This is a genomic window from Bradyrhizobium sp. U531, from assembly GCF_051710265.1.
Lineage (GTDB): Bacteria > Pseudomonadota > Alphaproteobacteria > Rhizobiales > Xanthobacteraceae > Bradyrhizobium.
Map to the genome: position 1 here is coordinate 89,270 of NZ_JASVEN010000011.1, position 13,904 is coordinate 103,173.

Sequence of the window (13,904 nt, forward strand, 5' to 3'; positions counted from 1 at the left end):
TGGCCGAGGATCTTCCATGGACTTTTATCACCAGTACGACACTCGATTGTCTGCGGAGGAGCGCGGGCATGTGGCCAAGGCGCGGGAATTCTGCGCCGGTCCCTTTTCGCAGGGCATCTTCGCGGCGTACATGGCAGGCGAGGCGTTTCCCGAAAAATCGATCGCCGAATGGGCGGCGCTCGGCATGTTGGGACTTCAGGCGAAGCGCGCTCACGGCGGGCTGGAAGCTTCGTACCTGTGCAAGATCCGCGTCGCGCAGGAAATGGCGCACCACGGCTTCGCGGCGGCGTTCTGCCTGAACCATCACCAGGGCGGAGCGACGCGACTTTCTCAGACCGGTACGCCGGTCCAGATCGAGCGTCTCCTGCAACCCGCGCTACGTGGCGAGCTGCTCCTGACGACGGCCATGACCGAGCCGGCGGGTGGAAGCGATGTCTCGGCCCTTGCCACAACGGCAGTTCCCGTTGACGGCGGCTGGGCTCTGACCGGCACGAAGGCGTGGATGACGGATGGCTTGTTGGTCGGCGGGTTGATTGTCCTCGCCCGCGTCGGCGACGCTGCGGGCACAGGGGACATCGCCAGCTTCTATGTGCCATTCGGCGATGCCGGGACGGTGAGGCGCAGCGAGATCGTCGTTCCTGGCGCGCGTTCCTTCCGCCTGGCCGAGATTGCCTTCGACGCCCACTTCATTCCCGAGTGGTGCCTGATCGCGGCGCCTGGCGCCGCACTCAAGGCATCGATGACTTCCGTCAATGCGGCCCGCGTCCACGTGGCCGCCATGTGTGTCGCGACGCTATATGCGGCGCTGTGCGAGGCGGTTGACTACTGCGAAGGCCGGCAGGCCTTCGGAAAGCCGCTGACAGGCCATCAGGGCTTGCGTTGGGAGCTCGCGGAGGTGTCGGTCCGGCTCGAGGCCGCCAACGCCCTGGTCTTTCGCGCCGCCGAGCAGATCCAGGCTGGAGAAAATCCGGTTGCGCTCGCTGCACAAGCCAAGAAGTTCGCCGTGGACACTGCGCTCTGGGGCATCGATCAGTGCATCCGGATCGTGGGCGCGACCGGCGCCAGCGTGGCCCACCGCCTGAACATGCATTTCGCCGAGGTCCGGATGGCGGCCTACGCCGACGGTACCAACGAGATGCTGCTCGACCGGGTCGGCCGTGGTCTGTCCACGACGTATCTCACGTCGATTCCGTAACACAGACGGTGGATTTCACGATGCGCAACGTAGTGGTCGAGAACGCGGCGGCGGCCGTGGAGGGCATCAAGGACGGCGACGCCGTCATGATGGGCGGGTTCGGGGGAGCGGGCCTTCCGCTCGGCGTGATCAAGGCGGTGCTAGATCGGGGCGTCCGCGACCTGACGCTGATATCGAACAACGCCGGCTCCACGGAAGATGACCTGTCGTTGTGGTTCGAAGCCAGGATCGTCCGCAAGATCGTCTGCTCGTATCCGCGCAGCGCCAAGCAGTTCGCGGAACAATATCGTGCCGGCACCGTCGAGCTCGAACTCGTTCCACAAGGCACGTTGGTGGAGCGCATCCGCGCCGGCGGCGCAGGTCTCGGCGGCTTCCTTTCTCCCGTCGGCGTCGGAACGGTGTTCGCGGACGGCAAAGAGAAGATCGTCGTCGGGGGGCGAGAGTTCATTCTCGAGCTTCCCCTTCGGGCGGACTTCGCCTTCGTCAAAGGGCACCTCGCAGACACGCTCGGCAACGTCACCTACAACAAGACGGCGCGCAACCACTGCGCTGTCATGGCGACCGCAGGCCGCACGGTCGCGGTGGAGGTTGACCGAGTGGTTGAGCCCGGAGATTTGGATCCGGAAGCCATCGTCACGCCCTGTATTTTCGTCGACCGCGTTTTCGCAAGGAGCTCTCGATGACGCCGCTTTCACGCGACGCGCTGGCGCGCATGGTCGCACTTCATCTGCCGCAGGAAGGCTTCGTCAATCTCGGTATCGGCGCCCCGACGCACGTCGCCGACTACCTGCCGGAGGGGTCGGGCGTGATCCTTCACAGCGAGAACGGCGTTCTCAACATGGGTCCGAAGCCGGCGGCGGGCGAGGAGGACTGGGATCTCATCAATGCAGGGAAGATGCCCATCTCGCTCCGGACCGGCGGCTCCTACTTCGACTCCAGCCTCTCGTTTGCGATGATGCGAGGCGGTCATCTCGACGTCGCCGTGCTCGGCGCCTTTCAGGTGTCCAAGGACGGAGATCTCGCCAACTGGACGACCGGTGACAACGGGTCTCCGCCCGGCATCGGCGGAGCAATCGATCTGGCGGTCGGCGCCAAGTCGATCTGGGTCATGATGGACCACACCACCAAGGACGGCCGCTCCCGCATCGTCGAGCGATGTCAATATCCGCTCACGGCGCGCGGAGTGGTGACCCGCATCTTCACCAACCTCTGCATTATCGACGTAACCGAGGAGGGCCTGGCCGTCCGGGCGCTGCTCGACGGCCTCGCGATCGAGGCGCTGCGAGATCGGACGGAGGCGCCACTGCGGGTCATGGCCGATCCCCTGACCATCAGGCAGGACGGGAGCGTCGCATGACCTATCGCGTCGCGGAACTCGTTGCCGACTGTCTCGTTGCGCACGGGGTGGACAGGGCCTTCGGCGTACCGGGAGAAAGCTTTCTGGCGCTGCTGGACGCGCTGCGCGATCGCCGCGATTTCGATCTGGTGACCTGCCGGCACGAAGGAAGTGCGGCTCTTGCTGCCGTAGCCGACGCCAAGCTCACAGGCCGCGCCGGCGTCGTGATGGTGAGCCGCGGTCCGGGCGCCTTCAACGCTGCGCTCGGACTGCACGTGGCCCAGCAGGAGGCGATTCCGCTGGTCATGCTGGTCGGTCAGGTCGATCGTCCGAACCTCGCGAGGGACGCGGTGCAGGAGATCGACTGCGGCCGGTCTTTCGATGGCGTGCTGAAGTGGTCGGTGCGTCTGAATTCGGCGGCTCTCGTTCCGGAGATGATGGCCCGCGCGTTCGCGGTAGCCTATGGGGGAACGCCCGGCCCGGTCGCCGTCGAGCTGCCTGAGGATCTCCTCGAGGAACCGGCCAAGGGGCTCGCTGTCAGGACCAACGGGCTCGCGCGTCCAGAGCCAAGCGTTGCGGTGATCGAAAAGGCCACGGCGGCGTTGACGGCGGCGGAGCGGCCGATCCTGCTGATCGGCGGCGAATGTCGGACGGCATCGTTCCGCGACCAGTTGATCATGTTCGCCGAAAAGTGGAACGTTCCTGTCGTTACCCTGAACAAAATGCAGGACCAGTTTCCGAACGCACATCCACTGTGGGCCGGTCAATTCGGATTCTTTCCGTCTCAGCCCCACGTGAAACTGCTCGAACGCTGCGACCTTGTCGTCGCCGTCGGGACGCGCCTGGGCGATTTGTCCTCGCTTGGCTTTGCGTTTCCAAGACAAGATGAGCCGCGCCAGGCGCTGGTTCACGTGTATCCAGATCCCGATGTCATCGGAAAGCGCGTCCGAGCCGATGTTGCGGTCGTCTCGGGAGCGCAGGCGTTCGTGTCGGCCATGCTCGCCGTTGCTACGACGGCTCGAGACCGGGCCGATTGGCTCGAGGCAGCCGCCGCCGTGCGATCGGCCACTCACGGTTGGCCTCGTTCTGGCGTACCGACAGCGGACGTCTTCGGCCACGCCGTGGCGGCCATCGCGACGCACTTCAATTCTGACGGTATCGTCACGACGGACTCCGGCAATTTTGCCGGATGGGTTCACCGAATCTTCGGCCTGGAGCCGACCGCCCAGCTAGTTGGCTCGGCTTGCGGGGCGATGGGAAGCGGAGTTCCGTCCGGTCTCGCCGCGAGCCTTCGCTTTCCTGGGCGGCAGGTGGTCGCCTTTTGCGGAGACGGTGGCTTCCTGATGACGGGTAACGAACTGGCGACGGCTGTTGCCAGAGGTGTGAACCTCAAAATCGTCGTATCCAATAATCGGTCCTACGGCACTATTCGATCTCACCAGGAGCGGGCATTTCCCGGTCGCCCGTACGGCACCGATCTTTCGAATCCCGACTTCGCCGCTCTGGCACGCGCTTTCGGAGCGAAGGGCTTCGTCGTCGAGGACGCGGAAAGTGCCCCGTCGACGGTCGAGGAAGCCATGGCGGCCGAGGGACCGGTCGTGATTGAGGTGCGATCGGACGTGCGCCAGACACTCGAAAAATCGGTCGCCGCGTCGCGTTGAATCGTTCGGATTAGGACCTGGGGAGAATCAAGATGGACGCAATCGCAACCGAGGAGGCCAAAGTCGCCATGTCCTGGCAAGGCGTTGTGCGCTTCCTGCACAAGACTCCGCGCGCCTTTCTGCCGATGCGCTCGTTTCCTTCACTGGAGCTCGTCGCAGGACGCGGCATCGAGGGCGATCGATATTTCGTGGGGCATGAAACCGGATTCTACTCCCACAAGCCGGAGGAGGGACGGCAGGTCACCCTGTTCGAGGTGGAGACGCTCGAGGCCCTGCGGCGCGACCACAACATCGAACTGCTGCCCGAGGAACATCGCCGCAACGTGACGGTCGAGGGCGTTCCGCTGAATCATCTCGTCGGCCGCCGCTTCCGGTTGGGAGAGACGATCGTAGAGGCGACCCGCCTTTCGACGCCATGCCGGCATATCGAAGAGATCCTCGGCAAATCGGTCTTCGATCCGCTGATCAACCGGTCGGGGTTGAACTGCAAGATCATCGCTGGGGGTACCCTGCGGGTTGGCGATGCCGTGAGGCCAATCTAGATGGCGAAGGCGATCAAGGCGGTCTCCACAATTGTCTCCAAGGTCGAGGATCTAGGCCACGACACCAAGCGCTTCACGCTGGTCGATCAGGACGATTGGGAACTGCCGCCATTCCGGCCCGGGGCGCACATCGATGTCCACCTGGGGAATGGTCTCGTGCGGACCTATTCGCTTTGCAACGAGCCGGACGACGATCGGCGCTACGTGATCGCGGTAAAGCGCGAACGGGAAGGCCGCGGCGGCTCGAGCTTCCTGCACGACTGCGTCGAGGTGGGGCAGCCGATTTCCGTCTCGTTGCCGCGCGGCGGGATCGTGCCGAATCCAGCGGGGACGAACGTGTTCGTCGCGGGAGGCATTGGCGTGACGCCGTTCATCTCCGTGATCCGGCATCTCGAGCGAAGGGGGCAGTCGAACTACGCTCTGCATTGGACCAGCCGCGGGCTGCCGATTCTGCGCGACATGATCGTGCCGGCGATCGAAGCGGGCCGCGTCCGCCTCTACGACACGACCAAGCAGGCCCAACCCGTCGTCGCCGAGATCGTCGGGGATTTCGCAGGATCCGGTCTGGCGGCGTGCTGCGGACCCGCCCCGATGTTGAAGGCCTTCGAAGATGCCGTTTCGGCCTGGCCGGAGGACCGCAAGCACATCGAGATGTTCACGCCGCCGAAGGTCCCCGCCAGAAGCGACGTGCCTCCCTACGAGCTCTATCTGTCGGCGAGCAAGAAGCTGGCGACTGTCACTCCCGACGTTGGTCTTCTCGGGACGCTGGACGCGCTCGGCGTGGAGGTGCCCGTGTCCTGTGGCGGTGGGATCTGCGGCGCCTGCCGCACCCGCTGGACCGAGGGGCCGCCCATCCACCGCGATCGGGTGCTTTCGCCCGCTGAGCGGCAGAACGAACTCATCGTCTGTGTGGGGGACTGCGCGGGACAGAGACTGGTGCTGGATCTGTGATCTGACCGAGATCCCGGTCCACGGTTTGAATTGTTGGCGGTTTGATGCGAGATCGACGCAGGCAATAACTTCGGGAAGATCTGGGCGCCATGACACTCAACCTCAAATTCCTCCGCGTGCAGAGCGGCATGACTCTGGAGCAGCTTGCAGCCGATTCCGGTCTGACCCGCAGCTATCTTTCCAAGCTGGAACGCGGGCTTTCCTCTCCGTCGATAGGATCTGCGATCAAGATCGCCGAGGCGCTCGGGACGACGTTAGACCATTTCTACGGCCAGCCTGATGACCACGACCCGATCACGATCGTGCGCGCGAAGAACGGGAAGGCGGGCGACGTCGACACGCACCTGTCGCTCGTCGCCGGACTGGCACCCGATCGTACGATGCGTGCCTTCATCGTGCGGCCCACCAAGACGGCGAAGCGCGGCCGCATCATGAGCCACCACGAAGGTGAGGAGATATTGTTCATCCTTACCGGCCGGATCGAGCTCGTCATCGGAAAGCGCAAGGAGACCTTGAGTCCCGGCGATTGCATCCAGTTCGATTCCACGATCCCGCACAAGCTGATTCAGGTGTCATCCGAACCGGCATCGGCGCTGGTCGTAATAGCGACCAAGACCGCTTAGAGAGGCCCAGATGATGACCATGCTGCGAAAGAAGGATTTCTACGCCGGGCTTCTCATGGTGCTGCTGGGCGCGGGGATCGGCGTCAACGCGACGACATATTCGCTCGGGACCTTCGCACACGTGGGACCGGGCATGTTTCCGTTGATGCTCGGCATCATGATGGTTCTCGTCGGAGCGCTGATCTTCGTCACCGGATTGGCGACGCCTCTCGAAGAGGGGGAGCGCATATTGCCGGCCGCGATGGAGTGGCGCGGCTGGGCCTGCATCCTCGCGGGGCCGCTGATGTTCATTCTCTTCGGCGTCTATTTCGGAATGGCCGCGGCCATTTTCATGTGCGTCTTCGTGTCCGCGCTCGGCGACAGGACGGCCACACTGAAAGGCTCGGCCATCCTGGCTGCGGTCGTGGCGGTCGCCGGCTGTCTCCTCTTTTCTTTCGTGCTGAAGGTTCCTTTTCCGCTGTACCGTTGGGAGTTCTGATGTTCGCGACCGCGCTTTCCGATCTATGGTATGGCTTCGGAGTCGCTTTCGAGCCGCAGAATTTCATGTGGTGTTTCGTCGGCGTTCTGGTCGGCAACATGGTAGGCGTCCTGCCGGGAATGGGACCGCTTGCCACCATTTCCGTGCTGCTACCTTTGACGTTCGGCATCAAGCCGGTCGGTGCGATCCTGATGCTGTCGGGCGTGTTCTATGGAGCGCAATATGGCGGAGCGATCTGTTCAATCCTGCTCAACCTGCCGTGCCATCCGCCGCACGCTGTGACGTGCCTCGACGGGTTTCCGCTGACGAAGCAGGGCCGCGGCGGCGCGGCGCTCGGCATTACAGTACTGTCCTCGTTTGTCGGCGCTTCCTGGGGCATTCTGGAGATGATCTTTCTGGCTCCCTTGCTGGTGAAGGTCGCGCTGGAGTTCGGTCCGACCGAGATTTGCTCGCTGATGCTTCTCGGTTTGCTCGCCGGCTCGACACTGGCAAAGGGCTCGCCCCTCAAGGGCATCGCCATGACGTTGCTCGGCCTTTTCCTCGGAATAGTGGGGACGGATGTTGAGACCGGCACGGAGCGCTTCACGCTCGGAATCCCGAATCTTCTTGACGGCATCGAACTCGTCGGACTCGCGCTTGGTCTGTTTGGCATCGCCGAGTTCATGAAGAGCGTGAACCAATACTCCGAGGTGAACACGCGGTATTCGAACGTCGGCCTGCGCGACCTGCGTCCATCGCGCGATGAACTTCGCCGTTCGATCCCGGCGATGTTGCGCGGCACGATCATAGGAAGCCTTTGTTCCCTCATTCCGGGAACGGGACCGACGATCGCGTCCTTCATCTCCTACGCGGCCGAGAAGAAGGTTTCGAAGACGCCTGAGAAGTTCGGAACTGGAATGATCGAAGGCGTCGCATGTCCAGAGGCCTCCACGCATTCGTCGGTACAGGGCGACTTTATTCCGACCATGAGCCTCGGCATTCCCGGCGACGCGGTCATGGCCCTGATCCTTGGCGCGCTGATGATCCAGGGCATCGTACCCGGGCCCCAGTTGATCAAGGAGCATCCGGATATCTTCTGGGGCCTGATCGCGAGCTTCTGGATCGGCAACGTCATGCTGGTCCTGCTCAACGTCCCGCTGATCGGGCTGTGGGTGAAGCTCCTGATGATTCCGTACAAATACCTCTATCCAAGCGCACTGTTCTTTGTCGCGATCGGCGTCTACTCCACCAACAACGACATGTTCCAGGTCGGCGAGACCGTGGTGGTCGGGCTTATCGGCTATCTGCTGCTCCTGCTCGATTTTCACCCAGCCTCGATTCTGCTCGGCTTCGTCCTGGGGCCGCGCTTGGAAGAGAACTTCCGCCGTTCACTCCTGGTCTCACGGGGCGATGCCATGATTTTCGTCGAACGGCCGATCAGCGCGTTCTTTCTGGTCCTGTGCGTGGTACTTCTGGCGGCGCAGGTCTACGTGCGCGTGCGGAAACCGAAGGCGCTTACGGCGCTCGACCCCGCAGACAGGACCGAATCAACGGTCGCACGCCCCGCCCAGTAAGTTTGGTCCTCCTGCGAAAGCCGGTTGCCCGCTGTCAGCCCGGCTAGGACAGGAGCCGCAACCAGAATTGATGGGGAGGGAGCTATCATCGGGTCTCCATTATTGGGTCTGACTCACGTCGAGCCGAAATCCTCGTCCGCTAAACGTGCGTGTTCGATGACCGGATAGCAGCGATCGACGCGCGCATTCACTTCGGCTGCCGGGGCGATCGCAGGGTGAAGGCCGCGATCGAGACAGAAAGCCGATGTTTTCGCGAGCGTCGTTTTCTTCGTATCTCCCGTTCGTCAGAGTTTCACTTTCGCGAGGAAGTCGCGGATCAGCCTGGCGGCTTCGTCCACGCCCTCTTCGAGCGCGAAGTGACCGGCTTCGAGCAGATGGACTTCGGCGTCGGGCACGTCGCGGCGGTAGGCCTCAGCTCCCGGTAGCGCGAAGGACGGATCGTACTTGCCCCAAATGACGAGCAGCGGCGGGTGGTAGCGCTTCAACCAATCCTGCCAGGCCGGATAGCTCGCAACGTTGGTCCGGTAGTCGAAGAACAGATCGGACTGGATCTGCCGTTGGCCGGGCCGCGCAAGATGCGCTGCCTCCGCCTCCCATTCGGCCGGGTCGTAGCGCTCGGGGCGCGGCGAAGAACCGAGGTGTCGCGTCTTGGCGCCATCGAGCGAGATGAACCCCGGGATGACCTTGTCTTCGTAGGTCGCCCGGTCTTTCCAGAACGCTTTTCGGATGTCCCAGGCCGGACCGAGCCCTTCTTCGTGCGACACCGCGTTCTGTACGATGATCGCCTTCACGCGCTCGGGATGGGCGAGCGTGAGACGCATGCCGATTGGTCCGCCGTAATCGTTGTTGTAGAGCACGTAGCTCTTCAGTCCCAACTGCTCTGTCAGTCGATCCACGATCCGGGCGAGATTGTCGAAGGTGTAACGGAAATGCTCCGCGGGCGGCGCGTCGCTTTCGCCGAAACCCGGATAGTCGGGCGCCACGAGATGGTAGCGGTCCGCGAGAAGCGGAATCAGAGTGGCGAACTGTCGCGACGAGGACGGATAGCCGTGCAGCAGCAGGATGGTCGGCGCGTCTTTCGGACCCGCCTCGCGGTAGAAGACGTTCACGCCGTCGACCGATGCCCTGTGAAATGTCGTGGTGGAGGACGTCGACGGCGTCTGCGCCCTGATCGCGCCCGCAGACCACGTCAAGGCAACCGCGGTCGCCATCAGGGTGCTTCGCAAGTGGTTCTTCATGGCATTGCGTCCTCGATGATTCGGGGGAAAGTGCTTCGTAGGCGGCTTCGAGAGCCGGTCACGACGTGGGCTCCCGGCGTTGACATGATGAATTTCCTTGGAATGGTGGCCGGCTGTCCTGAGGTAGCCGGCTGCGAGGAAGACGATTTCAGTCTGCGAAGACCGTCTTGATCTCGGCCGCGACCTGGGTGCCGTTCTCGTCAAGAACGAAGTGTCCCGCATCGAGCCAGACTAGCTTCGCTTCCGGGATGTCGTTGAGGTACGAACGGGCACCCGGTGGAATGAAGAAGGGATCGTGCTTTCCCCAGACGATCAGCGTCTTCGGCTTGTGGGCGCGGAAGGCTGCCTGCCACTCCGGATACAGACCGATGTTGGTCTTGTAGTTATCGAGCAGATCGACCTGGTAGTCCTGCACGCCCGGACGGTCCAGCAGCGCCTGATCGAGCACCCAGTTGTCTGGATTGATCGCCTCGGGATTTTTCGCGCCGACCAGCCAGTGAAATTTCGTCCCCTCTATTCCGACGAAGTCGCGGGCCGGCTTCTCGGTTTCGGGCGTCCGATTTTCCCACAAGGGAAGTAGCACGCTCTTGGGGGCGTCGCCGACACCTTCCATGTAGGCGTTGGCGTTCTGGATGATGAAGCCCTTCACCTTCTCGGGGCGCTGCGTGAATAGGCGGAAGCCGATCGGGCCGCCATAGTCCTGCATGTAGAGGATGTAGTCCTTCAGCCCGAGAACGTCGACCAGACCAGAGACGTGGTCCGCCAAATTGTCGAATGAATAGACGAACTCCTTGTTCGACGGCGCATCCGAGTGGCCGAATCCGACGTAGTCGGGTGCAACGAGATGGAAGCGATCGGCGAGCGCCGGCATCAGGTCCCCGAACATCTGGCTGCTCGTGGGCAGGCCGTGCAGAAGCAGGATAGTCGGAGACGCCGGGTCTCCGGCTTCCCGATAGAATATCTTGCGGCCTTTGACGGTGGCGGTGCGGTGAAGGGTCTGCGTTGTCATCTGAAATATCCTCCGTGTCCGGATCCGGGCGGGCATCCCGCCTGCCGTCCTTGGTCCATGACGTCGTTCTGAGGCTTTCCAGATTGGGCGGGTAGGCTATAAAATCGGAAATAACCCTCTCAAATTTTGGAAGGTCTAAATTGGACCGATTGCATGCGATGTCCGTCCTTCTCGCGGCGGTCGAATGCGGAAGCCTCTCGAAGGCGAGCAAGAGGCTGCGTTTGCCCCTCGCGACGGTCAGTCGGAAGGTGTCCGAGCTCGAGGAACATTTGAACGCGACCCTTCTGACCAGGTCAGCCAAAGGCCTCGAACTCACGCCTGCCGGCCGGTCCTACGTCACCGCCGCGAAGTCGATCCTGGAGCAGTTGAACGAAGCCGAACGGGCTGCCGCCGGCGAGTACGTCGAGCCGAAGGGCGATCTCGTCGTCACGGCGCCGATCATGTTCGGACGGTTGAACGTCCTTCCGGTCGTCACCCGCTTTCTCGACGCCTTCCCGGACGTATCCGTCGGACTCGTGCTGACAGATCGGGTCGCGCATTTCCTGGAGGACCAGGTCGACGTCGCGATCAGGATCGGTTCGCTGCCCGACAGCAGCCTCGTTGCGACTCGGCTGGGCACCGTCCGGCATATCGTCTGTGCCAGTCCTGACTACATCGCTGCGCACGGCGCGCCGCATACGCCTGAAGATCTCGCGAAACATCGCGTGATCTCGTTCCAGAGCATATCGGCGCTCAGTTCGTGGACGTTCGAAGCGGCGGGCGTCGAGATCTCGACAACGTTCAGTTCGCGCCTCAGCGTCAATACGATCGACGCGGCGATCGATGCCGCGCTGTCCGGCGCCGGTCTCGTGCGCGCGGTTTCCTATCAGGTCGCCGAGCACGTGAGGGCGGGCCGGTTGGCGCTCGTGCTGGAGAAGTTCGAGCCTCAGGCGCGTCCCGTGCACCTCGTATACGACTCACAGAACCGTCTACCGCTCAAGTTGCGCGCCTTCGTCGATTTCGTCGTTCCGCGCCTGCGGCAAAGGCTGGTGGACGTGATGCTTCACGCCCACAATTCGTCCGCGCGACGAGAACCCGATGCGCCGACCCTCTAGCGGATGGCCATCGCGCGAAGGCTTCCGGCCTCCTCCTTCCAGCGAGTAGCGAACGCCACTCCGCGTCATGCGGGGGTGACCGTCGGCCTGCCATAGTCGTTCCCAAATCACCTGACTTTCCAGTCCTTGCCGGTCGGAGCAGTGGTCCACAGCGGTGGTCACGAATCTCGACCGGGCAATAGCGCGTCCGCCCTTGCTCCTCGTGGGATAGCCATCCCTCACCAAGCCGCGACTTGACTGGGATCGCGGCCGATGTCTCGGGTTGCCCGTTCGAGAGCGGCGGAAACATCGTCGAGGCCGCGCAGGTGAACTCGGTCGGGGCCGGAACCTCCATCTTCGCATTCAATGTGCCGGCCGGATATATTTGACGCTGAACTTCGAAGCTCGAATTGAGGAAAGGGCAAATGATGAAAGAAGCAATCGAGGCGAGGGGCGCGACCGCGATAGGTCCCTACTCGCATGGCATGAAGGTTGACGGCTTGGTCTTTCTGTCCGGCCAGACGCCCGTCGACAGTGCCACCGGTCTGTTGGTAGATGGCGGGATAGAGGCCCAGGTGCGTCAGTGCTTCCGAAACCTCAGCGCTGTACTTGAAGGCGCAGGTCTAAAGCTTGACGACGTGATCAAATGCAACGTCTTTCTGACCGACATGAACGATTTCCCTGCCATGAATAGCGTCTATGCGAACCATTTTTCAAAACCTTACCCCGCACGCACGACGATCGGTGTCGCCTCTCTACCGCTCGGCGCAAACGTGGAGATCGAGATGATCGCGATCGCGCCTTGACGACCTGCAAATCGGACTCAAGCAGCAATACGTCGAACTGCAGACGTCAGGCGACGAACCTCGTCGACCGTGTTGTAATAGTGCGGCGAAGCGCGGACGAGATTCGGTAGCTCTCTCGCTGCAGCGTCGAGCGGTGTGCTTGTTGGCGGAGAGACTGACACGTTGATATTCTCGGTGGACAAGCGCCGCATCATCTCGCGCGCGTCGACGTTGGAAGCCGTGAACGATACGATCGAGGCGAGATTCTTTCCAATATCGCAGACTGACACCCCGGGGATGGCTGCCAGCTCTCGGCGCAATTCCTCTGCGAGCAGGCGGCAACGCTGCTCGATCTTGTCGATGCCGAGCGCAAGCGCATAGTCCACCGCAATTCCGAGTCCCAGTCGGGCCGCAAAATTGGCCTCCCAGGTTTCGAACCTGCGAGCGTCAGATCGAAGCTCGTAATCTCGCTGACCAGTCCACCGTGCCCCGAATAGGTCGATCATGGCCGGCTCGATTCCCGTCAGGAAGCCACTCCGGACAAAAAGAAAGCCGGTTCCGCGTGGACCGCGCAAGAACTTACGACCAGTCGCCGTCAGCATGTCGCAACCGATTGACGCGACGTCGATCGGCATCTGACCCGCTGCCTGACAAGCGTCCAGCAAATAGGGAATGCCATATTTGCGAGCAATGCGTCCGACCTCGGCCGCTGGATTGATGAGACCACCGTTGGTCGGTACCCAGGTGATGGCGATGAGGCGTACCCGCTCGTCGATCATATGCTCAAGCGCCCGAGGATCGAGCGCCCGGTTCTCATCGTCGGGGATGACTTCGATGCTTGCACCAGTTCGGCGTGCGACCTGCAAATAGGCGAGATAATTGGCGGCAAATTCCGCCGTGGTCGTGAGAATTCGATCACCGGGAGCGAAGCGCAGCGAGTAAAAGGCACGTTGCCAAGCCAGCGTGGCGTTCTCGGCAAGCGCGATCTCCTCGCGCGCGGACCCGATGAGCTGAGCGATGCTGTCATATACCCGCTCGAGGCGATCGTGGCTTTCGGCGGAAGCCTCGTAGCCGCCGATGGCAGCTTCTCGCTCGAGGTAGCTGATCATCCCGTCCACGACAGGCTGGGGCATGAGTGCTGCACCCGCGTTGTTGAAGTGAGTCCGGGTTGTCACTCCGGGCGTATCCCGGCGTAGGCGATCAATCTCGAGTTCCGACAAATATTGCACGCAAGCGACCTCTTCGCGGCTGTACAGGCTGGGGCCGGCCGCGCGAACAGACTTGCGGCGCGTTCCATTGGGTAGCTTTCCTAATCGTAGCGATCGGCGAAGCGGAAACCCGCCATTTTAGGCAGGACAATGCAGGAAAATCTCGCGAAGTGCCCAATCTATGCGCAAAACCGGCCTCGCAGTTTGGCACTTTAGCCCCCAAGGCAGTCGCACCGGTCGAGGAGGATGATT

At 62.4% G+C, this 13,904-nt stretch carries 14 protein-coding genes; 11 read left to right on the forward strand and 3 right to left on the reverse strand.

Features of this window, described 5'->3' with window-relative positions; translation table 11 throughout:
• Positions 1–16: 16 nt before the first annotated feature.
• From QRQ56_RS33850 to QRQ56_RS33890, 9 genes are all read left to right on the forward strand, one after another.
• Positions 17–1,195, forward strand: coding sequence for an acyl-CoA dehydrogenase family protein (locus QRQ56_RS33850; protein WP_438745753.1), 1,179 nt, complete (start codon positions 17–19; stop codon positions 1,193–1,195).
• A gap of 20 nt (positions 1,196–1,215) precedes the next feature.
• Positions 1,216–1,878, forward strand: a complete 663-nt coding sequence (locus tag QRQ56_RS33855; RefSeq protein ID WP_438745754.1) for a 3-oxoacid CoA-transferase subunit A — start codon at positions 1,216–1,218, stop codon at positions 1,876–1,878.
• The gene (locus QRQ56_RS33860) at positions 1,875–2,552 is read left to right on the forward strand and encodes a 3-oxoacid CoA-transferase subunit B (RefSeq protein ID WP_438745755.1); all 678 of its coding nucleotides are present in this window, start codon (positions 1,875–1,877) and stop codon (positions 2,550–2,552) included. Before QRQ56_RS33855 ends, QRQ56_RS33860 begins: the two co-directional genes overlap by 4 nt.
• A complete protein-coding gene (locus tag QRQ56_RS33865) occupies positions 2,549–4,192 on the forward strand; it encodes a thiamine pyrophosphate-dependent enzyme (protein WP_438745756.1) in 1,644 nt (547 codons plus the stop codon). The genes QRQ56_RS33860 and QRQ56_RS33865 overlap by 4 nt, the downstream gene beginning before the upstream one ends.
• A gap of 32 nt (positions 4,193–4,224) precedes the next feature.
• A complete protein-coding gene (locus QRQ56_RS33870; protein ID WP_438745757.1) occupies positions 4,225–4,734 on the forward strand; it encodes an MOSC domain-containing protein in 510 nt (169 codons plus the stop codon).
• Complete coding sequence (locus QRQ56_RS33875) at positions 4,735–5,685, forward strand: PDR/VanB family oxidoreductase (RefSeq protein ID WP_438745758.1); 951 nt, start codon at positions 4,735–4,737, stop codon at positions 5,683–5,685.
• 89 nt (positions 5,686–5,774) lie between these two features.
• Entirely contained in the window at positions 5,775–6,308 is a 534-nt protein-coding gene (locus QRQ56_RS33880; protein ID WP_438745759.1) for a helix-turn-helix domain-containing protein, read from the forward strand.
• Positions 6,309–6,318: 10 nt separating this feature from the next.
• Positions 6,319–6,786 (forward strand): tripartite tricarboxylate transporter TctB family protein, encoded by a 468-nt coding sequence (locus QRQ56_RS33885; RefSeq protein ID WP_438745760.1) that lies wholly within the window; start codon positions 6,319–6,321, stop codon positions 6,784–6,786.
• The gene (locus QRQ56_RS33890; protein ID WP_438745761.1) at positions 6,786–8,339 is read left to right on the forward strand and encodes a tripartite tricarboxylate transporter permease; all 1,554 of its coding nucleotides are present in this window, start codon (positions 6,786–6,788) and stop codon (positions 8,337–8,339) included. The genes QRQ56_RS33885 and QRQ56_RS33890 overlap by 1 nt, the downstream gene beginning before the upstream one ends.
• A gap of 284 nt (positions 8,340–8,623) precedes the next feature.
• On the opposite strand, the gene QRQ56_RS33895 is transcribed toward QRQ56_RS33890, so the two are convergent.
• Complete coding sequence (locus tag QRQ56_RS33895; RefSeq protein ID WP_438745762.1) at positions 8,624–9,577, reverse strand: alpha/beta fold hydrolase; 954 nt, start codon at positions 9,575–9,577, stop codon at positions 8,624–8,626.
• A gap of 148 nt (positions 9,578–9,725) precedes the next feature.
• Positions 9,726–10,586, reverse strand: a complete 861-nt coding sequence (locus QRQ56_RS33900) for an alpha/beta fold hydrolase (protein ID WP_438745763.1) — start codon at positions 10,584–10,586, stop codon at positions 9,726–9,728.
• A 140-nt stretch (positions 10,587–10,726) separates the two neighbouring features.
• Between QRQ56_RS33900 and QRQ56_RS33905 the strand changes: the two genes are divergently transcribed.
• On the forward strand, positions 10,727–11,680 hold the full coding sequence (locus QRQ56_RS33905) for a LysR family transcriptional regulator (RefSeq protein ID WP_438745764.1): 954 nt from the start codon (positions 10,727–10,729) through the stop codon (positions 11,678–11,680).
• 404 nt (positions 11,681–12,084) lie between these two features.
• Positions 12,085–12,465, forward strand: a complete 381-nt coding sequence (locus tag QRQ56_RS33910; RefSeq protein ID WP_438745765.1) for a RidA family protein — start codon at positions 12,085–12,087, stop codon at positions 12,463–12,465.
• Between the two features lie 17 nt (positions 12,466–12,482).
• Here the strand turns inward: QRQ56_RS33910 and QRQ56_RS33915 are convergent, their stop codons facing one another.
• On the reverse strand, positions 12,483–13,673 hold the full coding sequence (locus tag QRQ56_RS33915; protein ID WP_438745766.1) for an aminotransferase class V-fold PLP-dependent enzyme: 1,191 nt from the start codon (positions 13,671–13,673) through the stop codon (positions 12,483–12,485).
• Between the last annotated feature and the right edge of the window lie 231 nt (positions 13,674–13,904).

Coding starts and splice junctions, on each gene's coding strand:
- QRQ56_RS33850 (WP_438745753.1), top strand. CDS start 17: ATGGACTTTTATCACCAGTACGACACTCGATTGTCTGCGGAGGAGCGC.
- QRQ56_RS33855 (WP_438745754.1), top strand. CDS start 1,216: ATGCGCAACGTAGTGGTCGAGAACGCGGCGGCGGCCGTGGAGGGCATC.
- QRQ56_RS33860 (WP_438745755.1), top strand. CDS start 1,875: ATGACGCCGCTTTCACGCGACGCGCTGGCGCGCATGGTCGCACTTCAT.
- QRQ56_RS33865 (WP_438745756.1), top strand. CDS start 2,549: ATGACCTATCGCGTCGCGGAACTCGTTGCCGACTGTCTCGTTGCGCAC.
- QRQ56_RS33870 (WP_438745757.1), top strand. CDS start 4,225: ATGGACGCAATCGCAACCGAGGAGGCCAAAGTCGCCATGTCCTGGCAA.
- QRQ56_RS33875 (WP_438745758.1), top strand. CDS start 4,735: ATGGCGAAGGCGATCAAGGCGGTCTCCACAATTGTCTCCAAGGTCGAG.
- QRQ56_RS33880 (WP_438745759.1), top strand. CDS start 5,775: ATGACACTCAACCTCAAATTCCTCCGCGTGCAGAGCGGCATGACTCTG.
- QRQ56_RS33885 (WP_438745760.1), top strand. CDS start 6,319: ATGATGACCATGCTGCGAAAGAAGGATTTCTACGCCGGGCTTCTCATG.
- QRQ56_RS33890 (WP_438745761.1), top strand. CDS start 6,786: ATGTTCGCGACCGCGCTTTCCGATCTATGGTATGGCTTCGGAGTCGCT.
- QRQ56_RS33895 (WP_438745762.1), bottom strand. CDS start 9,577: ATGAAGAACCACTTGCGAAGCACCCTGATGGCGACCGCGGTTGCCTTG.
- QRQ56_RS33900 (WP_438745763.1), bottom strand. CDS start 10,586: ATGACAACGCAGACCCTTCACCGCACCGCCACCGTCAAAGGCCGCAAG.
- QRQ56_RS33910 (WP_438745765.1), top strand. CDS start 12,085: ATGATGAAAGAAGCAATCGAGGCGAGGGGCGCGACCGCGATAGGTCCC.